The 25,556-nt window shown below is 67.2% G+C and carries 25 protein-coding genes and 1 tRNA gene; 14 read left to right on the top strand and 12 right to left on the bottom strand.

The features are described from left to right. Nucleotides 1–92: 92 nt before the first annotated feature. Together HPY83_08805 and glmU are read left to right on the top strand one after the other, a co-directional pair. Nucleotides 93–165: transfer RNA gene (locus HPY83_08805), tRNA-Gln, on the top strand. A 74-nt stretch (nt 166–239) separates the two neighbouring features. After that, a complete protein-coding gene (gene glmU / locus HPY83_08800; protein ID NPV08047.1) occupies nt 240–1,577 on the top strand; it encodes a bifunctional UDP-N-acetylglucosamine diphosphorylase/glucosamine-1-phosphate N-acetyltransferase GlmU in 1,338 nt (445 codons plus the stop codon). On the opposite strand, the gene HPY83_08795 is transcribed toward glmU, so the two are convergent. Continuing rightward, nucleotides 1,574–2,260 carry a hypothetical protein gene (locus tag HPY83_08795; protein NPV08046.1) on the bottom strand — a complete coding sequence of 229 codons (687 nt, stop codon included), beginning with the start codon at nt 2,258–2,260 and terminating at the stop codon, nt 1,574–1,576. The genes glmU and HPY83_08795 overlap by 4 nt on opposite strands. 175 nt (nt 2,261–2,435) lie before the next feature. Between HPY83_08795 and lpdA the strand changes: the two genes are divergently transcribed. From lpdA to HPY83_08770, 5 genes are all read left to right on the top strand, one after another. Beyond that, nucleotides 2,436–3,836 carry a dihydrolipoyl dehydrogenase gene (gene lpdA, locus HPY83_08790; GenBank protein NPV08045.1) on the top strand — a complete coding sequence of 467 codons (1,401 nt, stop codon included), beginning with the start codon at nt 2,436–2,438 and terminating at the stop codon, nt 3,834–3,836. Between the two features lie 277 nt (nt 3,837–4,113). After that, complete coding sequence (locus tag HPY83_08785; GenBank protein ID NPV08044.1) at nt 4,114–5,172, top strand: isocitrate/isopropylmalate dehydrogenase family protein; 1,059 nt, start codon at nt 4,114–4,116, stop codon at nt 5,170–5,172. 5 nt (nt 5,173–5,177) lie between these two features. Then, on the top strand, nt 5,178–6,005 hold the full coding sequence (gene pheA, locus HPY83_08780) for a prephenate dehydratase (GenBank protein NPV08043.1): 828 nt from the start codon (nt 5,178–5,180) through the stop codon (nt 6,003–6,005). A 707-nt stretch (nt 6,006–6,712) separates the two neighbouring features. Further along, on the top strand, nt 6,713–8,599 hold the full coding sequence (locus tag HPY83_08775; protein NPV08042.1) for a DNA primase: 1,887 nt from the start codon (nt 6,713–6,715) through the stop codon (nt 8,597–8,599). 67 nt (nt 8,600–8,666) lie between these two features. Further along, on the top strand, nt 8,667–9,923 hold the full coding sequence (locus tag HPY83_08770) for a sigma-70 family RNA polymerase sigma factor (GenBank protein ID NPV08041.1): 1,257 nt from the start codon (nt 8,667–8,669) through the stop codon (nt 9,921–9,923). On the opposite strand, the gene HPY83_08765 is transcribed toward HPY83_08770, so the two are convergent. From HPY83_08765 to HPY83_08745, 5 genes are all read right to left on the bottom strand, one after another. Further along, nucleotides 9,920–10,777, bottom strand: coding sequence for a GNAT family N-acetyltransferase (locus tag HPY83_08765; GenBank protein ID NPV08040.1), 858 nt, complete (start codon nt 10,775–10,777; stop codon nt 9,920–9,922). The genes HPY83_08770 and HPY83_08765 overlap by 4 nt on opposite strands. A gap of 153 nt (nt 10,778–10,930) precedes the next feature. Continuing rightward, nucleotides 10,931–11,794 carry a metal ABC transporter permease gene (locus HPY83_08760; protein ID NPV08039.1) on the bottom strand — a complete coding sequence of 288 codons (864 nt, stop codon included), beginning with the start codon at nt 11,792–11,794 and terminating at the stop codon, nt 10,931–10,933. Continuing rightward, the gene (locus HPY83_08755; GenBank protein NPV08038.1) at nt 11,787–12,599 is read right to left on the bottom strand and encodes a metal ABC transporter ATP-binding protein; all 813 of its coding nucleotides are present in this window, start codon (nt 12,597–12,599) and stop codon (nt 11,787–11,789) included. The genes HPY83_08760 and HPY83_08755 overlap by 8 nt, the downstream gene beginning before the upstream one ends. 11 nt (nt 12,600–12,610) lie before the next feature. After that, nucleotides 12,611–13,558 carry a zinc ABC transporter substrate-binding protein gene (locus HPY83_08750; GenBank protein NPV08037.1) on the bottom strand — a complete coding sequence of 316 codons (948 nt, stop codon included), beginning with the start codon at nt 13,556–13,558 and terminating at the stop codon, nt 12,611–12,613. Beyond that, nucleotides 13,545–14,048 (bottom strand): transcriptional repressor, encoded by a 504-nt coding sequence (locus HPY83_08745; GenBank protein NPV08036.1) that lies wholly within the window; start codon nt 14,046–14,048, stop codon nt 13,545–13,547. The genes HPY83_08750 and HPY83_08745 overlap by 14 nt, the downstream gene beginning before the upstream one ends. Nucleotides 14,049–14,557: 509 nt before the next feature. On the opposite strand from HPY83_08745, the gene HPY83_08740 reads away from it, so the two are divergent. The 4 genes from HPY83_08740 (at nt 14,558) to HPY83_08725 (ending at nt 19,353) form a co-directional block, all read left to right on the top strand. Further along, on the top strand, nt 14,558–15,550 hold the full coding sequence (locus tag HPY83_08740) for a Gfo/Idh/MocA family oxidoreductase (protein NPV08035.1): 993 nt from the start codon (nt 14,558–14,560) through the stop codon (nt 15,548–15,550). 11 nt (nt 15,551–15,561) lie between these two features. Further along, nucleotides 15,562–16,551: a Gfo/Idh/MocA family oxidoreductase gene (locus tag HPY83_08735; protein ID NPV08034.1), complete on the top strand. Its 990-nt coding sequence runs from the start codon at nt 15,562–15,564 to the stop codon at nt 16,549–16,551. Between the two features lie 60 nt (nt 16,552–16,611). Beyond that, nucleotides 16,612–17,613, top strand: coding sequence for a Gfo/Idh/MocA family oxidoreductase (locus tag HPY83_08730; GenBank protein ID NPV08033.1), 1,002 nt, complete (start codon nt 16,612–16,614; stop codon nt 17,611–17,613). A gap of 111 nt (nt 17,614–17,724) precedes the next feature. Then, complete coding sequence (locus HPY83_08725; protein ID NPV08032.1) at nt 17,725–19,353, top strand: VCBS repeat-containing protein; 1,629 nt, start codon at nt 17,725–17,727, stop codon at nt 19,351–19,353. A 121-nt stretch (nt 19,354–19,474) separates the two neighbouring features. Here HPY83_08725 and HPY83_08720 read toward each other — a convergent pair whose 3' ends face one another. Then, a complete protein-coding gene (locus tag HPY83_08720) occupies nt 19,475–20,440 on the bottom strand; it encodes a hypothetical protein (GenBank protein ID NPV08031.1) in 966 nt (321 codons plus the stop codon). A 468-nt stretch (nt 20,441–20,908) separates the two neighbouring features. Here HPY83_08720 and HPY83_08715 point away from each other — a divergent pair, with 468 nt between their 5' ends. The 3 genes from HPY83_08715 to HPY83_08705 all read left to right on the top strand — a co-directional run bounded on the left by HPY83_08715 (nt 20,909) and on the right by HPY83_08705 (nt 22,786). Next, nucleotides 20,909–21,202: a hypothetical protein gene (locus HPY83_08715; protein NPV08030.1), complete on the top strand. Its 294-nt coding sequence runs from the start codon at nt 20,909–20,911 to the stop codon at nt 21,200–21,202. Nucleotides 21,203–21,242: 40 nt separating this feature from the next. Continuing rightward, nucleotides 21,243–22,112 (top strand): carbon-nitrogen hydrolase family protein, encoded by an 870-nt coding sequence (locus tag HPY83_08710; GenBank protein NPV08029.1) that lies wholly within the window; start codon nt 21,243–21,245, stop codon nt 22,110–22,112. Between the two features lie 305 nt (nt 22,113–22,417). Next, nucleotides 22,418–22,786: a hypothetical protein gene (locus tag HPY83_08705; GenBank protein ID NPV08028.1), complete on the top strand. Its 369-nt coding sequence runs from the start codon at nt 22,418–22,420 to the stop codon at nt 22,784–22,786. A gap of 46 nt (nt 22,787–22,832) precedes the next feature. Here HPY83_08705 and HPY83_08700 read toward each other — a convergent pair whose 3' ends face one another. From HPY83_08700 to HPY83_08680, 5 genes are read right to left on the bottom strand one after another with little or no spacing between them, the layout of a single operon-like run. Next, complete coding sequence (locus HPY83_08700; GenBank protein ID NPV08027.1) at nt 22,833–23,318, bottom strand: hypothetical protein; 486 nt, start codon at nt 23,316–23,318, stop codon at nt 22,833–22,835. Then, a complete protein-coding gene (locus tag HPY83_08695; GenBank protein NPV08026.1) occupies nt 23,275–24,225 on the bottom strand; it encodes a hypothetical protein in 951 nt (316 codons plus the stop codon). The genes HPY83_08700 and HPY83_08695 overlap by 44 nt, the downstream gene beginning before the upstream one ends. A 1-nt stretch (nt 24,226) precedes the next feature. Next, the gene (locus HPY83_08690) at nt 24,227–24,634 is read right to left on the bottom strand and encodes a PIN domain-containing protein (protein ID NPV08025.1); all 408 of its coding nucleotides are present in this window, start codon (nt 24,632–24,634) and stop codon (nt 24,227–24,229) included. Further along, entirely contained in the window at nt 24,634–24,852 is a 219-nt protein-coding gene (locus tag HPY83_08685) for a CopG family transcriptional regulator (GenBank protein NPV08024.1), read from the bottom strand. Before HPY83_08685 ends, HPY83_08690 begins: the two co-directional genes overlap by 1 nt. A 41-nt stretch (nt 24,853–24,893) precedes the next feature. After that, nucleotides 24,894–25,505 (bottom strand): DNA-3-methyladenine glycosylase, encoded by a 612-nt coding sequence (locus HPY83_08680; protein NPV08023.1) that lies wholly within the window; start codon nt 25,503–25,505, stop codon nt 24,894–24,896. Nucleotides 25,506–25,556: the final 51 nt, after the last annotated feature.

Genomic DNA, 25,556 nt, shown 5'->3' with positions numbered 1-25,556 from the left:
TGCGGCCAGGAAGGGCGATTGCAGCACTCCCAGGGCCAGGAGCACACCCTTGTGCCCCCTGGCCCGGCGATGCTACAATAGGGCTGAGCCCTTGGGGCGTCGCCAAACGGTCAAGGCAGCGGCCTTTGGAGCCGCCATCTGGAGGTTCGAATCCTCCCGCCCCAGCCTTCTTCAGCGGGACCCCGGCCACACCATGGGCCGATCGTCTCACCACCTCAACCCATCCGAGGCCGCCACACATGGAGCTTTCGGTACTCATCCTCGCCGCCGGCAAGAGCACCCGCTTCCGCTCCCGTACCTCCAAGGTGCTCCACCCCCTGGCGGGCCGGCCCATGATCCTGTACAGCGTGGACGCCGCCCAGACCTTCTCCCCCTACCCACCCACCCTCGTCGTGGGCGACAACGAGCTCCAGCTGCGCGCCCTCCTGGGCGACCGGGTGCGCTATGTGCGTCAGGACCAGCCGTTAGGCACCGGCCACGCCGTCCTCCAGGCAAGGGAAGCTCTCCAGGGCGAGGGCGATGCCGTGCTCGTGAGCTTCGGCGACATGCCTCTCCTGCGCCGAGAGACGCTCGAGGCAGTGGTGGACCGCTACCGGCAGCTGCGCCCCACCATCTCCATGCTCACCGTAGTGTCCGAGGATTCCATGGCCTACGGCCGCGTGATACGCGACGCCTCCGGCGGTGTGGTGGCAGTGGTGGAGGAGGCGGTAGCTTCCCCCGAGCAGCTGGCCATCAAGGAACTCAATTGCAGCGTCTACTGCTTCGACGCTGCCTGGCTGTGGGACAACCTCCCCTTCCTGCAGCCCAGCCCCAAGGGGGAGCTCTACCTGACCGATATGGTGGGCATGGCCGTCGCCCAGGGCCGGCGGGTAGAACCCGTGGTCACCTACGACGCAGATGAGGTCCTCGGGCCCAATAACCGGGTGCAACTGGCCCAGGCAGAACGCGTGCTGCGACGGCGCATCAATGAGGAGCTAATGCTCTCGGGCGTGACTCTGTTGGATCCGAACACCACCTACGTGGACCACGGAGTGAAGGTGGGGCAGGACACCACCATATGGCCCAACACCTTCCTCAGCGGCCAGACCACTGTGGGCGAGGACTGCCACATCGGCCCCAACACGTTCGTGCGAGACTGCCACATCGCCGACCGCTGCACCGTGCGGGCTTCGTTCGTCGAGGGAGCTCGAATCGCCGAGGACTGCTCCATCGGACCTTTCGCCCGCATCAGGCCGGGAACCACCCTCGACTCAGGGGTGCACATGGGGTCGTTCGGAGAAGTCAAAGGCTCCCACCTGGGCCAGCGGGTGCACATGGGGCACTTCTCCTATGTGGGAGATGCCGAGGTAGGGGCGGAGGCCAACATAGGCGCTGGCGCGGTGACCTGCAACTACGACGGAGAGACCAAACACCGGACCCGGATCGGGGAGCGCGCCTTCGTGGGCAGCGGCAGTATGTTGGTGGCACCGCTGGAGATCGGGCCGGGCGCAGTCATTGGAGCCGGCTCCGTGGTCACCCACGACGTCCCGGCGGGAGCGCTCGTCTATGGCGTGCCGGCCCGGCCGCGGCGGGGTTAGTCACTCAGGGTGTCGAACGTCTCCCCCGAGGGAAGACTCTGCGGGTGCATCATCCTCGCCTGCGACCGCTGTTCCAGCCCCTCGGCATACTCGCTCAGGCGCCGCAGAGCGCCGGTAAGACGCTCGTCCCCCAGGCCACCGGAGAACCGCGAGCGACATTCCATGACCCGCAGCACCAGGTCACGCAGAACCTTGTACTCGTAAGACGACAGGTTCAGCCGACGGCCCCGATAGGCCGCCGAGCGCCGTACCAGGTCCATGGACAGCTGCCCCTCCCAGAGAGTCGGATGCTCCCGATGAAAGCTGGGACGCCGCAAGAGCGCCAGCAGCCTGGCCAGGAGCTCCGCGCGGCTCAGCCCGGGCGCCAAGCACATGTCAGCCCCGGCATTCAACACCCGCACCCGGTCCTCCACTTCGCCCCGCCCCACCACCACGATCCGACGCTGTCCCGGTCGTTCGCCCGCTAGCTGGGCGATGTCCGCCTGGCTCACCTCGGCCAAGTCGTCCACCTGCACAAGCACTAGGGAGGCGGCGGACTTCTCCGCGCTGCCTATGCAGGCACCGCCTCCCCACTCCACCATGGAGACACTGAAACCCCTCTGGGCCAGTTCCTCGCTGAGGCCGCCGTAGTTCTCCGGCCGCTCCGCCAGAACCAGCACCTCGGGGGGCACCCTTCCCTCCACTCATCCGTCTCCAAGAGCACCCTTCTCACTCCAATTGTAACGCACGCATACGCTCGCATGCACCTCTTATGTCAAGTGATTCATTAGAGCCTGGTTAGAACGGCATCAGGCCCAGCCCTTTGCCGCCCCTTTGGGCCGGCTGCTATAATCGCGCCGACCTTGGGGGGAGGCTCGTATGCCGGGAGACACGCTGTATGACCTGGTGGTCCTAGGGGGAGGCCCCGGGGGATACTCCTGCGCCCTGCGTGCTGCTCAACGCGGCCTCCGGGTGGCCTTGGTGGAGAAGGATCGGATCGGCGGGGTCTGCCTCAATCGAGGCTGCATTCCTACCAAGGTAGCCCTTCAGGCGGCCGCCTTCATGCGTGGTCCTGCTGCTGCCGCGCCCTTCGGCGTCTCCCTGGGCCCGGCGAAGCTGAACCTCCCTGCCCTAAGGCAGCACCAGGCCAAAGTGGTGCGTTGGCTTACCTCCGGCGTGGAGGCCTTGCTCTACCAACGTGGGGTCGAAGTCTTCCCGGGAGACGCACGTCTGGCGCCGGACGGCGTGGTGGGCATTCGGGGCCAGGAGGGGCACAGGACCGTCCGGGGCTCCATTCGTGTCATCGCCACCGGCTCGCGCGAGCGCCAACTTCCTCAGCTTCCCATAGACGGAGCGCGCGTGCTTGGCAGCACCGAAGCTCTCGCCCTGGAGGAGCTCCCCGGCGCCATCGCGGTGGTGGGTGCCGGCGCCGTGGGCACCGAGTTCGCTTCCATGTTTGCCGACTTCGGCTCCGAGGTGACGCTCATCGAGGCGCTTCCTCACATCCTCCCCCTGGAGGACCGCGAGTGCGCCGAGGTGGTGGCCCAATCGCTTGCCAGCCGCGGGGTGCGCATCCTGACCGACGCTCCCGTCCGTGCCGTAGGGCAGTCCGGCGGTCGCGTCCTACTAGAGTGCCAAGCCCAGGGGCAGGCGGTTCGAGTCACCGCGGACAAGGTCCTAGTCGCCGTGGGACGGGTCCCCAACACCGACGACATCGGCCTGGAGGAACTGGGGGTGCGACGCGTCCGGGGGTTCATAGAGGTGGACGCCGACCTGCGCACCTCGGTGCCCGACCTGTACGCCATCGGGGACTGCGTTCCGACGCTCGCCCTGGCTCATGTCGCCGCGGCTGAGGGCAAGCACGTGGCTGACCTCATCGCGGGAGGCCGGCCCCGGCGGCTGGATCAGGAGACCATGCCCCGTGCGACGTACGCCCATCCCGAGATAGCCAGCGTGGGCCTAACCCAGGAGCAGGCAGAGAGTCAGGGTCTGGACGTGGCCGTCACTCGCTACCCTCTGCGGGCCAACGGTAAGGCTGCCATCTACGGCGAGATCGAGGGTATGGTGAAGATCGTCGCCGAGGAGGACACCCACGTGGTTCGAGGGGTGCACATCGTGGGCCCCTCGGCCTCCGAGCTGATCGCGGAGGCTGCCCTGGCCATGCGGTTGGAGGCCACTGCCGCCGAGATAGCCGCCACCGTCCATGCCCATCCTACAGTGTCGGAGGCGGTCCTGGAGGGTGCCGAGTCCCTCCTCGGAGTGGCCACCCACGCTGGATGACCGCGCCGTTGGCCTCGAGGCACGCCGGCCGTTACACTGAATCCACGGGCAGGTTGCCGCTCGTCCTTTCCGGCATCGGGCGGGCGGGGGCAGTCCCCTGCGCTCGCCCTGGGGCGCAGGTACCGGGGCCTGTTCTCGCGGCACGGCATACGGCCAAACCGGTGGCGAGACAGCGAGGCACCACCGCCGTGTCGGCGTGGTCGCAGAGGGCGAAGCCTTGGCCGCGACTTCCATCCAGGGCAGTTGGTTGCCGAAGGAGAGACGAACCTTGAGAGAGCTGCATCGAGTGACCCTGATACCGGGGGACGGGACCGGCCCCGAACTGGTGAGTGCCGCTCGACTGGTCCTGGAGGCCACCGGGGTCGCCTTCGAGTGGGAGGTGGAGGAGGCCGGGTTGCCCGTGTACGAAGACGAGGGCACGCCTCTGCCGGACAGGGTCCTGGATTCAATTCGCCGCACCCGAGTCGCCCTCAAGGGGCCCATCACCACCCCGGTAGGAGGCGGCTTCCGCAGCGTCAACGTCAGCCTGCGCCAAGCCCTAGACCTGTACGCCAACCTTCGGCCCGCCAAGAGCTATCCCGGCGTGCGTTCCCGCTATCAGGGGATAGACCTGGTGATAGTGAGGGAGAACACCGAGGACCTCTACGCTGGCATCGAGCACGATGTCATACCGGGCGTGGCTGCCGAGTCCATCAAGGTCATCACCCGGCCCGCCTCCGAGAGGATCGTGCGGTTCGCTTTCGACTACGCCCGGCGGCACGGACGCCGCTGTGTGACAGCCGTGCACAAGGCCAACATCATGAAGCACACCGACGGGCTCTTCCTGGCCGTGGCCCGCGAGGTGGCAGCCGACTACCCCGACCTCGAGTTCAACGATCGCATCGTGGACAACATGTGCATGCAGCTGGTCCAGCGGCCGGAGGAGTACGACGTCCTCGTCCTGCCCAATCTGTACGGAGACATCGTGAGCGACCTGGCCTCGGGCCTGGTGGGCGGGTTGGGAGTGGCGCCTGGCGCCAACATCGGCCAGGACATCGCCGTATTCGAGCCCGTACACGGCTCCGCTCCCAAGTATGCCGGCCAGGACAAGGTCAACCCCACCGCCACCATCCTCAGCGGCATGATGATGCTGCGCCATCTGGGCGAGGAGGCTGCTGCGACAGCGGTGGAGCAGGCGGTGGCGGACGTAATCGCCGCCGGGGAGTACGTAACCTACGACCTCAAACCCAGCCGGGACGACCCTACAGCGGTGGGAACGCGGCGCATGGCAGAAGCCATCGCCGAACGAGTGCGGCAGATCCTGGCAGCGCCGCAATCCCGCATGGCAAGGCAGTAGCCGCTATGCCCAGGGTAGCATTCCAGGGGGAACACGGAGCCTACTCCGAGGAGGCCGTCCGCCAGCACTTCGGTCCGGACGTCGAGCCCATCCCTCAGCCTTCCTTCGGCGACATCATCGCCGCCGTCCAGGGCGGGCGGGCCGACCGAGGCATGCTGCCCATCGAGAACGCTGTGGCCGGCTCGGTCATAGCCGCCTACGATCTCCTTCTCGAGAGTGATCTCAAGATCGAGGCGGAGGTATTCCTGCGCGTGCGCCACTGCCTGCTGGCCCCTCGCGGCACTCGGATGGAGCAGATCCGAGTGGTGCGCTCGCACCCCCAAGCTCTGGCCCAGTGCGAACGCTATCTGGCGGCCCGAGGCTGGGAGCCCCAGCCAGCCTACGACACCGCTGGCGCGGCCAAGGACCTGGCTGCTAACCCCGAGCCGGGCGTCGCCGCCATCGCCAGCCGCCTGGCGGCGGAGATCTACAACCTTGAGGTCTTGGACGTAGGCATCGAGGACTACCCCTTCAACTACACCCGGTTCTTCGTTCTGGGCCCCTCTACCCCGGAGCCCACCGAACGTAGCAAGACCTCCCTGGTGCTGGCCCTGCCCCATCGCCCCGGCGCCCTCTACGAATGCCTGGGCGAGTTCGCTACTCGTGGCATCAACCTTACCAAGCTGGAGTCGAGGCCCAGGCGTAACCGGCCGTGGGAGTACGTGTTCTACCTGGACTTCGAAGGCCACGCTGCCGACCCGGCGTGCCGAGAGGCCTTGCTTGGCCTTCTGCAACGAGCCACCTTCGTCAAGGTCCTGGGCTCGTACCCGGCAGCGAGCATGCCCGACGTCTGAGAGGCAAACAGGCACAAGGTTGGGGTGCTTGCTCCGACCAGCCAGGAGAGCCAACTCTGGCGGGCCGGTGTGGAAGAGAGCCTAGCCGCTCCCGAGCAAGGCAGTCACATGGTTGGGCGCTCGACGCTCGAGGGAGCCGCCGGGCGGCAGGACTGTGAGGAGGGCCGCCTCGACAGTCCCACCAGATGCTTGAGCCGCCGGCATGCCGGCTGAGCGCCCTGGCCTTGGCTCTCGCCACGACGGGTGGCCAGCTTGATCCTGGGGCCGTGGGTGGTAGGATAGAGTGGTGAGTCAGCATCCAAGTCGTCCTGAACCAGACAGGGCAACCGGCGGGGCTACAGGCTGAAACCTTCGGCATCGCCCCTACGGCTGAACCCGCTCGTGTCCTACGCGCGCATCGTGAGGGTGATCGGGCTCAGCGTGGCCCGTGCCGAAAGCAGCCACCCGGAGATATCTGAGCCTTCCCAGCAGTCATTTCTAGGTAGGGGCAGACGGCCGTACCCCCGGGGGAGGCACGCCCGCCTGTCGCTGCACCGGTGGGCCCCATGCATCGGTGCTGCGGTCGCAGCGTTCAGTGCATTCAGCTCGGCATTGGCACCTCGACGCTCGCGCGTCATGACCCGTCCGGGCGAAGCATGGGGGGAGAGAGAGTCGGGGTTGACGGTTCGAGCTGCTATCCCTAGACTGTTCTGGTCTTCGGGGGACAGATGTCGGTAGCCGACGAAGTCAAGCAGAGAGTGGATATCGTCGAGATCATCTCCGAGTCTGTCGTCCTGAAGAAGGCAGGCCGCCACTACAAGGGCCTCTGCCCCTTCCACCAGGAGCGCACGCCCTCCTTTGTCGTCTACCCCGAGAGCCAATCGTGGCACTGCTTTGGCGCCTGTGGCGAGGGAGGGGACGTCTTCACCTTCGTGCAGAAGATGGAGGGTGTGGAGTTCGGGGAGGCGCTGCGCATTCTGGCCCAACGGGCCGGCATGAGCTTGCACCCGCAGACTCCCGAGATGATTCAGGAGGCGGAGGAGAGAGACCGACTGCTTGAGCTGCTGGACCGGGCGGCCGCTTTCTTCGCCGATCACTTGCGTGGCCCCCAGGGGGACTCGGCTCGGCAGTACCTCGCCCGGCGCGGGGTGACCGAGGCCACGGCGGACCACTTCCAGCTAGGCTACGCCCCCGACTCGTGGCGGGCTCTGATCACCCGCATGACGGCCGAGGGTTACACGCACCAAGAGCTGGTGGAGGCGGGGCTGGTGGTGGAGCGGGAGGGAGATGACCCCACTCGCGTCGGTGCCCGCGCCTACGACCGTTTCCGCAACCGCCTGATCATACCCATCGCCGATGCCCGTGGACGCGTGGTCGGCTTCGGGGCCCGCGCTCTGGACTCATCCCTGCCCAAGTACATTAACTCCCCTCAGACGCGGGTCTTTGACAAGAGCAGACTGCTCTACGGGCTGGACAAGGCGCGCCGGGCGATCGTCGACGCCGGCTTCTCCGTCATCGTCGAAGGCTATCTGGACGTCATCTCCCTCCACCAGAGCGGTTACCGCAACGTGGTTGCGAGCATGGGCACTGCCATCGGCGAGCCCCACTTGCAGGCCCTAGTACGCCTGGCCCCCCGCATCGTGCTGGCCCTGGATGCCGACTCAGCCGGCAGCGCTGCCACTCTGCGCGGCCTGTCGGTGGCCAGCGAAGCCCTCCAGGGCGAGCCTAGCCCCAGCTTCGATGGGGGGCTGCTGCGCTTCGAGCGCAAGCTGGAGGCCGAAATTCGGGTCGCCGTGTTGCCCGAGGGCAAGGATCCGGACGAAGTGGTGCGCGAGGACGCCGGCGCCTGGGAACGCCTGATTCAGGAGGCGCGCTCCCTGGTGGACTACAACTTCGAGGTGGCCCTAGCGGAGGCCGACCTGTCCGACGCCAAGGGCAAGTCGCGCCTGGCCCGCCAGCTTCTGCCCGTAATCGCCGCCATCCCCGATCCCATAGAGCGGGCCCACTACATCGAGCGCCTGGCCCGTCACATACAGGTGGATCCGGACGTGGTGGAGCAGGAGATCTCCGCCATGCGCAGGACCCGCGGCAGAGAGCTCCAGCCACCCACTGCCGATGCTCTTCGTCGCGGCCCGGCCATGAGCGCCGAGGAGTACGTGCTCGGGTTCTTGCTTCAGTCGCCCGACACTCTTGCGCTGGTGAACGGGGCCCTCGAGAACGCGGGTCTGGAGAGGTTGGAGCCCGCGGACTTCCTCGATGCGGCCAACCGCTCGCTCTTCTCCGCCCTGCTCTCCGTGGGCGCCTCCGACCGACTGGCCCTGCGCTCGTCGCTTAGCCCGGCGCTGCGGCAGCGTTACGACGAAGTGCAGCGAGTCTGGGCGCAAGCACCGGAGACGGCGGAGAGCGTGCTCACCAGGGACGGCGTGGCCGCCTGCATGCGCGTCCGAGAGCGCCGGCTTCGCCATCAACTACGCCTGCTCGAGCAGGCCTTGAGGGAGGTTGAGACAGAGGAGGAAGAGAGGAGCTTCGAGGCCGCCATCGGCAAGGCTACCCGGCAGGTCCTACTCCTGACCCGGGCCATGGCCGAGCGGTCCTCGCTGAAGGCCAAGACCTAGCCCCAGCCCCAGCTGCCACACAGCGGCCGGGTCTCTGGGACGGCACGGTGTAGCTCGAGGAGGAGACATGCGTGACCCGGTCCATAGCCATCTGGACGGCGCCCGCTCCAGACGCCCCCACGAGAGCGGCGCCGACGACCAGTTTCTGGCGTCCTCACTACTGACGACGCTGCACCCCGAAGACAGCGCTGTCTACCGCAGCCTTACTGAGCGCAACGGCCCACTTCACATCTCTTCTGATGCGGAGGTGGCGTCGCCCGCCGCGCAGGCCCGAGCCAACGCCCAGGACGAGCCGGTGGCCATTAGGGTGCCCGTGGAAATGGCCCGCGACCCCATCGCCATGTACCTGCGGGAGATAGCTCGCGTACCCCTTCTGACGCCCGAGCAGGAGCTGGCATTGGGGAAACGCATCTACCAGGGCCAACAAGCCCGCCGGCAGCTGCGGCAGGCGGCCGCTCGCAGCGACCGCGACTACGCCCGCCGGCTGGCCCTGGAGCGAGCGGTGGCCGATGGCGAGCAGGCGCGCGTGCACCTCATCCGGGCCAACCTGCGCCTGGTGGTTAGCATCGCCAAGCGATACGTTGGTACTGGGCTCTTCCTAGGGGACCTGGTCCAGGAAGGCAACTTCGGCCTCATACGCGCCGCAGAGAAGTTCGACTACCGCCGCGGATTCAAGTTCTCCACCTATGCTACCTGGTGGATCAGACAGGCCATCAACCGCTCCGTGACAGAGCACTCCCGCATAATCCGCCTGCCCGCTCACATGGCCGACCAGGCCCGCAAGCACGCCCGCACCCGCCAGCGGCTGCAGCAGTCCCTGGGCCGCGAGCCGACGGCCGAGGAAGTGGCCCTGGAGATGGGCCTGCTGAGGGAAGAAGATCAGGCCGCCATCGAAGAGGCCCGGCGAGAGCGGTCTGCGCTCAGCCCCGCCCTGAAGGCGGAGCTTCGCCGCGCTTGCGCCAAGGTGGAGCTGCTGGCCCAGGTATCGCAAGACCCGCTGTCGCTGGAGACACCCGTGGGCGAAGATGGGGGCAGCGTCATCGGCGACTTCGTCAGCGATGCCCAGGCCGCCAACCTGGTGGAGTCGGCCTCTCAGTCCTTGCTTGAGGATCACCTGCGCGACATCCTAGAGGAACTGAGCGAGCGAGAGCGGGAAGTCCTGGAGATGCGCTTCGGCCTGAACGGAGAGCCAGCCCGGACCCTGGAGGACATCGGGGTAGTGATGGGAATCTCCAGGGAGCGCGTGCGGCAGATCGAAAGCAAGGCCCTACGCAAGCTGCGCCAGCCTTGTCGAAGCAACCGACTGAGGGACTACCTCTCCTAGAAGTGGTAGCGATAGACCGAGGTGGGCCGGCGCGTCAGCGTGAAGCCCAGGGCGCGGTAGAACGCCTGCGATTGGACATTCTCGCGCTGGGTGTTCAGCGAGAGAGCGCGTGCTCCTGCGGCGGCCATCCGCTGCAGCACCTCCCGGAGCAGCCGAGTGCCGATTCCCCGTCTCTGGGCCTCACGCCGCACCGCCAGGCGGACGATGTGCCCCGAACGGCCCTGGTTGGTGCCACACACGTAGCCCAGCAGGCGTCCATCTTGCTCTGCCACCAGGAAGTACGGCATCTGGGCCAGGAACTCCAGCGTAGTCTGTCGGCCGTTCTGCCACGGCCCCTCGAAGGCGGACCAGTCCACCTCCACTACCTGATCCACATCGGCCGAGGCCGCCGGACGCACGCGACAGGACACATTGCCCTCTACGGGCAGGAAAGACCCTGGGCGATGCAGGCCCACGATCTCTCCCGCGCGCTCGAAACCAGCGCGCTGAAGGTGAGGCACCAGCCAGCGATCGTCCCCGATGAAGACGACACTGAGCGAGCCCAACGCCGCACCGGCAGACACGATCCACTCCATGGCCGGCTCTAGCACTGCGGGAGTCTGGTACCCGGGCCGTACCACCAGCCCGCGCACGGAGCTGTTGGGATTGTCCATAGTGACGTAGAAGAACCCGGCCATCCGACCGCCCTGATGCACCGTCTGGATGAGCCCAGCCTGTACAATCTGAGCCATCCTTGAGGTCTGGAAACGCAAGTGGCCCCGCTCGCTCCAGGCCACCAGCAGCCGTAGTTCGTCGACGTCCTCGGGGGTCGCCGGCCTGACTTCGGTTTCCGTCAGTACCCAGCGTTGAGCCATGACCGCGATGCTAACAGCAGCCCATTGGCACCGTCAAACTTCGGGGTGAATGGAACGTTGATGGCGCCCATGCTACTCTGTCCCCAGCCGACCTTCCCTTGCCATCTCTTTCTGATCAGCGCAGATCTGCGCCTCATCAGCGCCATCAGCGTCCTATCCTACCGCCGAGTGCCGCCAGAACCAGCCCTTCCGGGGCGAGAACAGGAACGCTAGCAGGAAGGCGGCAATGGACACCAGCACGATGGCCGCCCCCGAGGCGATGGCGGCGTAGTAGGACAGGTACAGCCCCACGATCCCCGACGCGGCCCCCACGGCCGCTGCCACCGCCATCATGCCCGGCAGCCGGCGAGCCAGCAGGAACCCCGTCGTCGCTGGCGCCACCAGCATGGCTACCATGAGAGCCACGCCCACCGTCTGCAGCGAAGCCACGATGGTGACCGCCACCAGAATGAGGAGGAGATTGTCCAGGAATCGCACCGGGAGCCGTAGGGTGATTGCCAGGGTGCTGTCGAAAGACAGGAGCAAGAACTCCTTGTAGAACAGGGCCGTCACCACCAGGACCACGAAGGCCACCGCTGCGGTGCGGGCCAGGTCGGCAGCTGCCACTCCCAGTACGTTCCCGAACAGGAAGTGGGCCAGGTCCACGGCGTAGCTGCGAGCTGTGGACATGATGGCGATGCCCAGAGCGAACATGCCGGCGAAGATGATGCCTATGGCGGCGTCCTCCTTCACCTGTCCGCCCCGCGTCACCGCTCCGATGGCCACAGACGTCACTACCGCCGCCAACAGCCCCCACCAGAAGAGCACTCCTCGCTCCCCACCGCCGACGATGTAGCCGATGGCCACCCCGGGGAGGATGGCGTGGGCCAGCGCGTCCCCGAAGAAGGCCATCCGGCGCAGCACCACGTAGGAACCGACCACCGCCGAGGTCAGCCCCACCAGAACCACAGCCACCAGCCCCCGCAGCATGAAGCTGTAACGCAGCGGCTCCAGCAGCAGGTCGGACAGATCACTCATACTCCCGCCCTTCGCAGCACTCGTCCAGGATGCCCTTGTCTGCCAAAGGGGTCAGGTGAATCTGATCGCCGTAGGCCCGGTACAGCCGGTCTGAGGTCAGGACCTCCTCAGGCCTGCCTGCCGCCACCAGCCTCCGGTTCAGCAACAGCACCCGGTCGAAACGTTCGCTCGCCAGGTTGAGGTTGTGGGTGCTAAAGAGCACAGTCACTCCCCGGGGCCGGAGCTCTCCCAGAACCTCCAAAACCTCTTGCTGCGAGGGCCAGTCCAGCCCGGCGAGTGGCTCGTCCAGGAGCATCAGCCGCGCCTCCTGCGCCAGGGCTCGGGCGATGAACGCTCGCTGCCTCTGACCGCCCGACAGCTCTCCAATCTGGCGCTCCGCCAGGTGAGCCAGGCCTACCGTCTGCAGGCTCTGCTCCACCATCTCGCGATCGGCCCGGCCAGGCCAGCGCAGCCAGCCCACGTGCCTGGTCCGGCCCATCATCACTACATCCGCTACCGAGACCGGAAACGTCCAGTCCACTTGGGTCCGCTGAGGCACGTAGGCGATACAGCAGTGTCCGGCGGGGCCAGAGCCGAAGACCTGAACCCGACCCCGCGCCGGCGGGATCAGCCCTGCAACTGCCATCAACAGAGTGCTCTTGCCGGATCCGTTGGGGCCCACCACGGCTACCTGCTCACCTAGGGTCACTTCGAAGCTGACGTCCTCAAGCGCAATCACATCACCGTAACGAACCGTCAGGTTGGTCACTTCCAGGACCGCTGACCCTACCTGGTGGGCGATCGGACGCCGTAGAATCCCTACCATCGTCCTCTCTCCTACCGCAGCGCCGCGACCATGGCGGTCACGTTGAAGCGCATCAGGTCCAGGTAGGTTTCTGCCGGGCCTCCCGGCCCGCTCAGCGAACCGGTATACAGGACCACCACCTTCACCCCGGTGTCCCCAGCCAGGCGCTCGGCTAGCATAGGGTTCACTGTGGAACCCACGAATACCGCCGGCACGTCCAGCTCAACGAGCCTGCGCTCCAGTTCGGCTACCTCCCGGGCCGAGGGCTCCGCCAGGGTGCTGAACCCGGGCATCAGCGCTCCCACCTGCTCGAACCCATAGCGTTCGGCGAAGTACCCGAAGACCTGATGATCCGTCACCAGCTTGCGCCGCTCAGGCGGTATCTTCGCCACCTGCTCCGCGATCCAGGTGTCCAGCTCTCGCAACTGCTTTCGGTACATCTCGGCGTTGGCGGAGTACACCTCCGCCCGGTCCGGATCTTGCTCCGTCAGCGCCGCCTCGATGCGGTCCACCCAGAGAAGCACCCGGGTCGGATCCAGCCAGACGTGGGGGTCGGCGTCTCCCTCGGGGTGCCCCTCATCCAGCCTCCGCAATGGAACGGCCTCCGACAGGGCAACCACCGGACCGGTGGCAGCGCTGCGCACCGATGGCTCCAGGTTGGCTTCCAGGCCGGCTCCGTTGATGAACACCAGGTCGGCGGCAGCTACGGCGGCCAGATCCCGGGGTGTGGGTTCGAAGGCGTGTGGGTCAGCGCCCAAGGGCATGAGCACGACTAGGTCTATCGCCTCGCCGCCCACCGCAGCCACTACGTCTCCGACGATGTTGGTGGTAGCTACCACCGCCAACTTATCGGAAGCAGGAGCAGCAGCAGTCGCCGCCTGCAACCCGCCAGCGGCCCTGCAGCCCGTCAGGAGGATCAGCACCACGGCCCAGAGAAGTCCAGCAGAAGCCCATCGGCTCGTCGCACTAACGGTGAGCATAACAGCCCTCCCCGCTTGATTGGCTGGTGGCGGCTGCCTCCGGCGCATGGGCGGAGACCAGCATGCTTCCTGGATTCTGACAGGCGCCACAGAGGCCATAGAACTCCAGCAGGTGCCCCTGAATGGCGAAGCCAAGCCGCCGGGCCAGCCGGCCCTCCAATTCCTTGGTCACACACTCCTCAAATCCCACCACCCGACCGCACCCGGAACAGATGACGTGATGGTGGCCCTCGTCCGACCGGATGTAGCAGCGGTCCGCGTGGCCGAGGTAGATGGGGCGCAGAAGCCCCAGTGAGGTCAGTAACTCCAGGGTGCGATACACCGTCGCCCGACTCAACCCTCGGTGCCGGCGGCGACCGAGCCGAAGCAACTGGCCAGGCCGGAAGTGCTGGCCTGGAGGCGCCTCCTGCATGGCCTCCAGGACTGCCACCCTGGCTCCGGTGACGCGGTGTCCCGCCTGGCGCAACCGCTCTTCCAACGAACCATTCACGTGCGTCTCTCCAGTTGAGACTCGGTCTCAACTATGCCGGCACAGTCTTCGCCTGTCAACTGCGCCGCGAGCCGGATATGCCTAGGGAGCACACCGCGGCGTGGGCCCCTGTCCGTTCGCCGGTCGCTTGACCGACCATCTGGGGCGCACCCGGTCCGACCCGACCCCCCGGGCCGATCGTGCATCGCTCCCGAATCCCCCCAACCCGAAAAGCTCGCGCGCCTACGCGCGAGCAGGCCCCGATCAGCACCCCCGCGCCTTGGGGGCGCTGACTCCTTGCAAGGGAGCGAAACACGCCCGCTACATGCAGCCACTCGGCCAGCCGGTCCCCAACCCGATCCCATCCTGCGTCCGGCTCCCCAACCCCCCTCTCACCTTCTGCCCGTCACCCCCTCCCGTTGTCCCCCCTCGCCGGTTGTCGGCTGAGACCCTCGTCACTATAATCCCGGCGCAGCACCAAACGGCACCGACCCAGCCCGTCTCGGTGGGTTGGCTTGCGGAGGCAACTGATGAGACGAGTCGGCATCGTCGGCGCAGGTACCATGGGTGGAGCGCACGCCTACGCCTGGCGCACCACCGAGGCACAGCTGGTGGGCTTCTTCGACCTGGAGCCCCGGACAGCGCAGCAAGCCGCCGACAGGTTCGAGGTCGCCGCCTTCGCCAGTCGGGAGGCCCTCCTGGATGCGGCCGACATCGTGGACGTGTGCACCCCCACCTACACCCACCGAGAGGTGGCCATAGCCGCCCTCCAGGCGGGAAAGCACGTGATCTGCGAGAAGCCCATGTCTCTGACGGTGGACGGCTGCGGCGACATGATCCGGGCCGCCGAGGCCAACGGCGTGCGGCTCTTCGTGGCCCAGGTGGTGCGCTTCTTCCCCGAATACGCCACCGCCAAGCGGCTCACTGATGAAGGCGCCATCGGGAAGGTAGGCGTCATCCGCCTGACCCGTGGGGGCGCCCACCCGGGCACCGGCCCCCGGCAGTGGTTCGTAGAGGAGTACCGCTCCGGCGGCGTCCTCCTCGACCTCATGGTGCACGACTACGACTACGCCCGCTGGCTGGCCGGTGACGTCGAGCGGGTCTACTGCCAACGCCATCTGGGCCCGGACGCCGACTACGCCCTGGTCACCCTGCGCTTCACCAGCGGGGCTATGGCCCACATCGAGGGTAGCTGGGCCTACCCGGCCGGGTTCCGCACCGCCTACGACATCGCCGGGGACGCCGGCCTGCTCACCTTCGATAGCGCCCGGACGGCGCCCCTCCAGCTCCAGCTGAAGGAGCAGGAGTCCGGTCCCGCGGGGGTGGTGGTGCCCTCCAGCCCCCTCTTCCCCGAGGACAGCCCTTACGCCCGGGAGGTCCAGCACTTCTACCGCTGCCTGCAGACGGGCGACGAGTTCCTGGTCACGCCCCTGGATGCCATGGCCGCCGTGCAGGTGGCCAATGCGGCCCGCCAGTCGGCTCTGACCGGAACCCCGGTGGCTCTCCAGCCGTTATCCATATAGGGAGTGCAGAGATGACCCGCATAGGGATACTGAGCTTCGCCCACGTGCACGCTCCCGCCTACGCCGACTGCCTGCGCCGGCTGCCTGAGGTCGAGCTCGCCGGCATCGCCGATGAGGACGCCGAGCGTGGACGAGAGGCCGCCTCTCAGTACGGTGTGGAGTTCTACCCCGAATATGAGCCTCTGCTGGCGGCCGGCCTGGACGGCGCCATCATCACTTCCGAGAACGTCAAGCACTTGCCTCTCGCCCGCCTGGCCGCCCAGGCCGGGGTGCACGTTCTCTGCGAGAAGCCCATCGCCACCACCATGGCCGATGGGCGCGAGATGATCCGCCTGTGCCATGAGGCCGGCGTCAAGCTCATGATCGCCTTCCCCTGCCGCTACTCCCCCGCGGTGCAGGCCGTCAAGCGGGCCCTGGACCAGCGGCAGCTGGGCGACATCTACGGGCTCAAGAGCACCAACCGGGGGCAGATGCCCGGCGGCTGGTTCACCGACCGCGAGCTGGCCGGAGGCGGGGCGGTGATAGACCACACCGTTCACGTCATGGACCTGGTGAACTGGTTCTGGGGCTCGCCGGTGAGACGCGTCTACGCCGAGATCGGCCACGATCTGCTCTGGGACGAAGGCGTAGACGACTCGGGGCTGATCAGCTTCCGGCTCGAGAACGGCATCTTCGGCACTCTGGATGCCAGCTGGTCCCGGCCCGAGGTCTATCCCACCTGGGGCGACGTCACCATGGAGATCGTGGGCGAGCGCGGATGGCTCCAGCTCCACATGACTGCCCAGGAGGTCTGCCTCTACAGCGACGCCCTCGACGGCGTCTCCTGGGTACCGTGGGGCAGCGACACCAACCTGGCCCTCATCCGCGATTTCGCGGACACCGTCGCCGCCGACCGATCCCCCTGCGTAACGGGAGAAGACGGGCTGCGGGCGCTAGAGGTGGCCCTGGCCGCCTACCGCGCCGGCGAGACGGGAGCCGCTGTGGACCTGCCGCTGGAGTAGCCGTCGGCCCCTGACGGCGTCCGTCAGGGGGGCGGCGCGCACGTGCACTAGGAGGTACGTATGGAGGGAACCATCGGAATAGGCGTCATCGGATGTGGAGCCATCGCCCAGGAGGCACACCTGCCCAACTACGCCAGCCACCCTCAAGCCCGGCTGGTGGCCGTAGCCGACGTTGACCCGGACCGGGCCCAGGAGGTCGCCGTCCGTTTCGGGGTGCCCCACGTCTACAGCGACTACGCCGAGCTTCTGGCACGAGACGACATCCAAGCCGTGAGCGTATGCACTCCCAACTATCTGCACGCCGAGCAGACCATTGCGGCAGCTGCCGCCGGCAAGCACGTGCTGTGCGAGAAGCCCATGGCAGTCACTCTGGAAGAGGCCGACGAGATGATCGCCGCCGCCGACAAGGCCGGCGTCCAGCTCATGGTAGGGTTCACCCATCGCTTCTACCCCTTCAACCAGAAGGCACGCGATCTCATCGCCGAGGGCGCGATCGGCAAGCCGTACACCGTGCGGGTGCGCTTCGCCCACCGCGGCCCCTATACCTCCTGGAGCGCCAAGAGCGACTGGTTCTTCGACCCGGAGAGGGCCGGTGGAGGCGCAGTGCTCGACATGGGCATCCACGCCCTGGACATCGCCCGCTTCGTGCTCGGTCAGGAGATACGGACCGTCTCCGCCAACCTCGCCACCCTCAACCACGACATCAAGGCCGAGGATACGGCGGTGATCTCGCTGGAGTTCGCCGACGGCACGCTCGGTTACATCGAGACGGGCTGGCACTCCCACCCGGGCCCCCTGGGGCTGGAGATCTACGGCGCCCGAGGCACCATAATCGTGGACTATCGCACCCCTCTGCGCCTGTGGACGGAGGGGGAGGACTGGCAGGAGATCACCGACTTCCCCCTCGGAGGGGGGTGGCCGGCCGAGGTCCATTACTTCGTGGATGCCCTGGTTGCCGGGCGGGCCGTCAGCCCCGATGGCCACGACGGCCTCACTTCGGTGCGGGCCGCCCTGGCCGCCTACGACTCGCACCGGATGGCAGCCCGGGTCACTCTGGCCTGACCGCGTAGAAGCCCCTAGGGGCGTTTGGCCGGCGCACCGGGCCGAAGTATAATCGCCATTCACCACACCACCGACGAGCGACATCGCACTTGAGAGCCAAGGAGGGTTCCCATGGAAGGCCCGATCAGAGGGCGAGCCCTGGTGCTGTACTGTCTCCTGATTCTGGCGCTGGCCGCGGTGCCGGCGGCAGCCTGGGCCCAGGAGGGCGCCACCGAGGCACAACTGGTTCCGGACGCCTACGTCCGGGACGACGAAGTGATCCTCATCAACCGCAACGACGGCCGCCTCGTCATCCGCGACTACGCCGTGGGGCCGGGCATGCGAGACCTGGGCGGCAAGTATGACCAGTGGGGCGGTCCCTACCATCAGGTAGCCGCCGGCGACTTCAACGGCGACGGCACCAAAGAGATAGTGGCCACCGGCGGCCGCGGCGTGACCGTTCCCGGGCCGGTCCTCAACGTCTTCGACCCCTTGGTGCCCAGCGGCTCCACCGCCGTCCCTAACCCCAGCGTTAACGTCAACCCCTACGATTGGATACTGCTGGGGACCGGCGACGTGGACGGCGACGGCCGGGACGAGATCGTGGCCGTCAGGACCGCCAACGAGCCCGGCAACATCCTCGCCCGGGTTCAGTGCTACGAGCTCGAGGGCGGCGCCTGGCGGGAGAAGTGGAGCCTGCCCACCGGCGGCGCCTTCCGCAGCATGACCCTGGGCGACTTCAACGGCAACGGTAAGGCCGACGTCCTCTTCACCCGGGACTTCCGCTACGTCCTGGTCCTGGACGGTGAGAACCCCGCCTTCGAGCACTTCAGCGCCCAGATCGGCGGCATCGGCGAGTGGGACAAAATCCTCATCGGCGACGTCACCGGCGACAACTCCCGCGACCTGATCCTCCTGCGCCGGATCCAGGCCCAGAGCGGCAACTACCCCTCAGCCGTGTACGCCATCCACCCCACCGGGTTCAACACCTGGAACGACATTTTCGGCTGGGGCTTCGGCGATCCGCCCGAGGACATCCAGCTACTGGATTGGAATGGCGACGGCCGGCTCGAGATCGCGGCCATGAACACCGGCGACCTAGCCCGCATCTACATCCTGAACCCCCGCATGAACAATACCGAGCGGAACAACACTGAAGTGGAGATGTGGATCGGCGACCGAGAGTGGGGGCCGAACCTGGAGGTCGGGGATCCGAACGGCGACGGTAGGTCGGAGCTCATGATGATCCACACCGGCGTCGTGCCGAACTTCCCCAACTACTTCCTCCGTATCCTCAACTTCCACGAGCAGGGGGGTTACGCCGACGACACCACCCATTACCCCTACTGGGACAATTTCACCTCTGCCAACCTAGATGGCACGGGCATCTCCATCAACCCCACCATGCGAGTCCCCAGCACGGTGACCCTCTTCTATGAGACCAGTACCAGCACCGGGACGCAGGAGACGATCAGGGTAGCGAATATCAGCACGGGCTCCTTCACCTGGACGGCGAGCATAGTGGGAGCAGCAGCGCCCTGGCTGCGCCTTTCCGCCAACACCGGCACCTCCGACGCCCTGCTCACCTTCTCCATAGACCCGGCTTCCCCGCCGGCGAGCAGCGCCTCGACCACCGTCCGCGTGCTGGCCAGCGCGTCCGGAGTCTCGGTCATCAACGGCGACCAGAACATCACCGTGAACGTGGTGGTGGTGGACCAGATCCACCGGCGGTACCTGCCCCTGGCGTTCACGGCCCACTGACCGGCTCTTCACCGACAGACTCCTAGCCTCTAGGGGGCGGCCAGCCGGCCGCCCCCTTCTTCGCGCTCCGCGCCCGCAGGCCGGTTGGGTGCGGCCGCCTCCGTCGGGAGCTGAGACCGGCTCAGGAAGCGGCGTACTCCCGCAGGAAGAGAAGGTTGTCCACCGGCGTCTCGTAAGGGATGGCCCCCGTGCCCAGGAGGACGTTAGGCCGGCCCTCGGCCATCTCTACCACCCGGTCCACTGCCGCCGCGATCTCCCTCTTCGTGCCCCGAGTGTATACGGCCGGGTCCAGGTTCACCCTCACCGTGACCTCCGGGTGATCTTTCATCCGCTCCAGAAAGAGCGGAGCGTTCGTCTCCGCCGGGCAGATCAGGAACCCGGTGCCCGTCTCCAGCATCTCCGGCAGGATGTGAACCGTGTCGCCGCCGATTATGCAGGGCACCGGGTTGCCGGTCTCCTCGCTCACGGCGGCGATGGCGCGGCGCAGAGCCGGAAGCTCCACCCGCCGGAAGGTGCCCGGCGACAACAGAGGAGGGGCCGCCGCCGACTCGAAGAAGGCCACGCCCACGCCGGCCTGGGCCACTGCCCGGCTGAAGGCCACCTGTCCCTCCACCAGCCTCTCCAGCAGCAGGGCGGTTCGCTCCGGCTCCAGCGCCACCGAGGCCAGCAGGTTCTCCAGCCCCAGGAGGTTCTGGGCGATGGAGAAGGGACCACTGACCGGTACCCGCACGTCCGCCTCCGGGAACTCGGCCGCCAGCCGTGTCGCCACCTCCGTCACTAGCGGCAGCCGCCCAGCACGCCGGGGATCGAAGGGTTCCAGGGCCAGGGCCTGGTCCAAACTGGAGACCAGTGGCTCGGTGATGGCCGGGATGCCGTGCCCTGTGGGCCGCCTGACGCGGCAACCGTAGGCTTCCGCCTCCAGGTTGTAGATGTCTATCCCCACCGTCACCGGGCGGTGCTGGTACAGGCAGTAGGCCGCCCGATGAGCCTCCCACATAAGCTCGACGCTGCGACTGACTTCCCAGGGACTACGGCCGATCAGTGCGGCGGCATGCTCGTACACCGATAGCGACAACCCAATTCTCACGTGTCCTCGCTCCCTCCAACCGGTCCCAGCACCGCGAGGTCACGATGCCCACCTCGCCTCATCTGGACCCTCACCTTCTGCCAGACCGCCCGACCCCCACCGCGAGGGAGACCACGGTCACCTCGACGGCGGGACTGACGGCCGCAGTCCTACCCGTCACCTGCTCCGCCGCCGAACCGACCACACACGGAGCAGGCGCCCACCTTCGCCGGTCTGCTGGCGCACGCCGTGGGCGGGTGACCCGAGAGGCTCGCGGCAGCCCTTAGCCCGCGCGGGACGAGGACGGCGGCGCTCCTGACCAGTAGGCGCCTACCCAGTCGCCCGGCACCCTCTCTCTGGTGGAAAGCTGGAGGCCCATCTATAATCCGACCTGTGCTGCCTCCGCAAGCGCCGGCCGAAGCCGGAGGCGCCAGCGGAAGGGACAGCCCCATACCTACAGACGTTACCTGACCGACCAAGGAGGAGGCTATGTTATCGGAGTATTACCTGAAGGCAGAGTCGGACCTCACCGCCCAGCGGGACCGCATCAACCGGTGGACCAAGCGCGGGCTCGAGGGAGAAGACGAGACCCTGAAGCGCCGCTACTACGAGGAGATCCAAGGGCTGGAGTCCAAGTGCGGCGCCGCCGAGATCGCCCTCAACACCTGCAAGTTCTCCGAGCCCGAGGATGAGTCCGCTCGCGAACGGCTGGAGGAAGCTCTCACCGACCTGCGTGAGTCCATGGAGCGGTTCGCCCGGCGATTCGGCCTGGAGAGAGATTGACGGCAGACGGCGACCCCTGGTAAGCCAAGGGCGCGACACCATGAGAACCACTGCGACCTCGGCTCCCTGGCCGGGAGCCGAGGTCACCGTCGGCATGGGCCAGATGCTAGTCCGGGGCGGCCGCCCGGCCGAGAACCTCGCTCGGGCCGTGGACGTCATCCAGCGCGCGGCCGGCGAGGGTTGCGATCTGGTGGTCCTTCCTGAGTGCCTGGACGTCGGCTGGACCCATCCCGCCGCCCGGGAGCTGGCCCAGCCCATACCCGGAGAGCGCAGCGCCCTTCTCGGCCACGCTGCCCGCCAATCGGGCGTATACGTGGCCGCCGGACTCACCGAACGGGAGGGAGAGCAGGTGTACAACGCCGCCGTCCTGCTCTCTCCCCAGGGCGACATCCTCCTCAAGCACCGCAAGATAAACGAGCTGGCCATCGCCCATGACCTCTACTCCATCGGGGACCGCCTGGGCGTGGCACACACCCCCATCGGCACCATGGCCCTGTCTATCTGTGCCGATAACTTCCCCTCTTCGCTGGCCCTCGGCCACGCCTTAGCCCGCATGGGGGCAAGGTTGCTCCTTTCCCCCTCCGCCTGGGCGGTGCAGGCCGACTACGATCATCAGGCAAAGCCCTACGGTGCCCTCTGGCTGGAAGCCTACACCGAGCTGGCTCGCCTGTACGACCTCACCGTGGTCGGAGTCAGCAACGTCGGCCCGATCGAGGCCGGCGTCTGGGCGGGGAGGCAATGCATCGGCTGCTCCTTGGCGGTTGGGCCCGGCGGAACTGTGTTGGCCCAGGGGCCGTACGGCGACACGGCCGAGGCCCTGGTAGTCTTCCGCGCCCAGGTCAGGCCACCGCTGGCGTGGGGCACCGATCTAGCGGCCGTCCTCCGCGATCGGGGATACGTCGGCCCCTGAGCGGGGAGGCGAACGCTGAAAACGCGGGAAGCGGAGGAAGGGGCAATGATGCAGGAGAGAGACTGTAGTGCTACAGATGGATATGGAAGGTCTTTGAGTAAGGCCTAAGCTAGCCATCCCCCTTTTCCCACTTTTCGTGCTTTCTTCCCCATTCTCCGCCGTGTTCTTCTTGTTAGTGACCTCTGTGATCTCGGCGGTGAATCCCCTCGAAGTCCTTGCCACGCCAGGGTCTTGGATGTACCATATAATCCTGGTACGAATGTGGTACATATTTCCATTAGTGCTATTGTGGAAGGAGGTAAGCCATGAGCTGGGAACCGCTTCAGCCGGGCGTATATCGCGGCACGGATCAGCCCACTATCTCCATTCAGAAATCCGGCGGGGTGACGTGGAATCTGGCAGCGCATCGAGCGCTGGAAGAACCGGACCAAGTGGAGATTCTCATAGATCACCAGCAGGGGCTGCTCGCTGTGAGGAAGGCGGTAAGCGGGGAAAGTGGTTTTCGCGTGCGCAAGCTCGGTCCCCAGAACACCTGGATCGCCTCCGCCCGGGGTGCGCTGCGTCGGGTGGGGCTCCTGCCCACGACCGCCTACCGGCGGGTGGCACAGCAGGAAGACGGCATGCTAGTCATTGACGTGTCCGACCTCCTGAAGGCTTCCCGCAAGGCGGGGTAACTGCAGGTGCCGAGGGGCCGGCCGCCGCGGTCAAGTCCTTAGCCCATCAGCGCTGAACTACCCCCGGGCGGCGCCTTGCCCCCTCGTGAGCCGTTCCCCAGAGGTCGCGCACGTCCTCGGCCTGGAGCAGCCGCTGCAGGGTGGTAGGGATGAAGGCGACTCGGCGCAGGGCTCGGGCGGGAACCGGCCGCTGCAGCTCCTGCAGAGGACCGAGGCGCAGGCAGAGGTATAGGTCCTGAGCCCGAGGATGATTGGCTTCGGCGGGGATGAGCTCCCGCCTGGAGCGCACTTCGCAGCTCTCGATCTCGGCCAGGTAGCGCACCGACCAGCGCTCGGGCCCGAAGGCTGCCGTCAGGTAGAGGGCCAGGTAGTGGGCCGCCAAAGGGGTAGGGGCGCGCCCCAGAGGTATGCGGTACCAGCCCTCCTCCCGCACTCGGCGCATGTCCTCCCGGTTGTTGAGCACCGCCACCAGCACAGGGGCATCGCCATCAGCCGGCAGCTTGCCCTCCCGCCCACTCCGATCGGGCGTCACCTCTTCCCTCCCGGCGGGCTAGCCCCGCCAGGTCCCGGCGTAGTTTCAGCAGAGCCAGGTCTTTCGCCCCCGCCTCCAGCATGATGTCGCAGCCGGAGCCCGGAGGCAGCAAGCCCACGAAATCCAGGAATGCGAAGGGGTCCAGGTACTCCCCGTGCTGTCGAAGGCTGGGAGGGCGCCGAGAGCTGCCCGTCTCGGGAGAGGAGAAGTGCAGCTTGGGGCGCACACCCTCCGGCCAGGTGGCCAGCGCCGCGCTGACCGCCTCGCGCCCGCCCCTGCCGGAGGGGTTGTGGCAGCGCCAGTGAAGGTAGTCGAAGACCACCGGAATCCCCAGTTCGCCGCCAACCCACAACGCCTCCTCCAGCGAGCAGCAGCCATCATCGTTCTCCACCGCCAGCCGCCCCCGCGCCTCCTGGGACAGCCGCAGGGCATTGCCGATGAACCTTTCCGCAGCCCGGCGGGGGTCCGTCCCCCCACCTCCCACGTGCACCACCAGCACCGACTCCCTCGGCAGGCGTAGCCCCTGCAGCAGCGCCGCCCAGGCCTCGGCAGCCGCCAGCCCCATCCCCACCACCCGGTCGTCCTCGCTTCCCAGCTGAATCTGGAGCATGGGGTGGGCCGTCAGCCGCACCCCCAGTTCCTCTACCCGCCGGCCCAGCCACGCGAGCATGTCGCGGCACTCCTCTAGCTGGCGGGCGAAATGAGACCCATCCTCCGGGCCGATTACAGGCACCAGGTGAGACGACACCCGGTACACCCCGATGTCGAGGGCAGCCGCCTGGCGGAGCAGATCCCACAGGCACACTAGGCTCAGGCTCAGATGACGCCGCTCCACGGGTACGCGAGTGTCGTGAGTGAGCAGGCGCGGCCTGCTTAGCAGCCGAGGCCCCGTCCCCAACCGCAGCACCTTAGCCCTCCGGCGGAATGGGACACAAACCGCGCTCCTTCGCCGCCCTCCTGAGGTCGGGTTCCAGACACAGCACGCTCTCCAGCCCCAGTCGCTTGGCCGAGGCCACCACTAGGGCACCAGTGAGGGACAGGCCCTGGTGCTCCTCCAGAAGGTCGCGGGCCAGGAGCAGGTCCCGCCGGTCCAGGGGCTGGAACACCAGTTCCCCTGCTAGCGCCGCGTCCAGCAGGCGTATACCTGCCTCCCGTCCCAGCAATCTGGTGGCCAGCCTCACCGTCTCGGTCAGCACCGGGGCCAAGACCACCAAGGCCCCTCCCGTGGCCTCGAGGGCCCGGACCGCCTCAACGTGGCCCGCGTCCGACCGGTCAGCCAGAGCGTAGAGGCCCCCGGTGCTGGCCAGGGCTGCCATCAGCCCCGCCCCAGGTGTTCGTCCGGCCGCCGGGACACGTCAGCACAGCCGCTGCATCCTAGCCCGACGAAAGAGGCCTCTTCCTCGCCCGCCCGGCCGGTGACGTAGGCGGCCACCGCCTCCCGGATCATCTCAGAGGGGCTGCGCCCCTGTCGCTGGGCCAGCTTCTTGAGCCCCAGCCAATCCTCCTCCGACAGCAGCACCGTGGTTCGTCTCATGGATGCCTCCGCTGCCATGATAGCATATGCATATATGCCTTTCAAGCCCCCATCACAGGTGGCCGGGGCCGGCTGACCCAGGGATCGTGGGCAACGGCGAAGCGCCAGGGTAGAGCGCGCGCCTCCTCGGAGACGTTCAGGCCCACCCGCGGCCCCACGGCCACCTGGGAGTCGGCCACCGGCGCGCCCCTCTCCAACCACAGCTCCCGTCCGATACACAGATCGGCCCCATTCAGGGCCCCGTCAATGCCCAGTGCCTGACACAGCTTGGCCGGACCATTGGTCAGCTCTGGGTCCGGTCGCCCCCGGCGCCGCCGCATCTCATCTAGGCCCTCTAGTGGGTGGATCGCCCTGACCAGCACCGCGCCCGCCGCCCCCTCGCTCTCGGTGACGGTGTTCAGGCAGTAATGCATGCCATAGATGAGGTACACGTACGCCTGTCCCGGCGGGCCGAACATCACTCGGGTGCGAGGGGTCAGCCCGCGATAGGCGTGACTGCCCTCGTCTCGCTCGCCGCAGTAGGCCTCCGTTTCTACGATGACGCCGCTCACGCGCAGGCCACCCAGGTCGCGCACCAGCACCATCCCTAGGAGTTCCCTGGCCACTCTCACTGTGTCGCGGGCATAGAACGAGCGAGGCAGGACCGCGCTCATGCCTATCTCCGGGCTGCAGAACTGTAGAGCGTTACGGGCAAGGCGTCGCCG

The sequence above is a fragment of the Anaerolineae bacterium genome (assembly GCA_013178015.1).
Lineage (GTDB): Bacteria > Chloroflexota > Anaerolineae > DRVO01 > DRVO01 > Ch71.
Note: the sequence above shows the minus strand (reverse complement) of the source record. Positions and strands in the feature narration are given on the sequence as shown.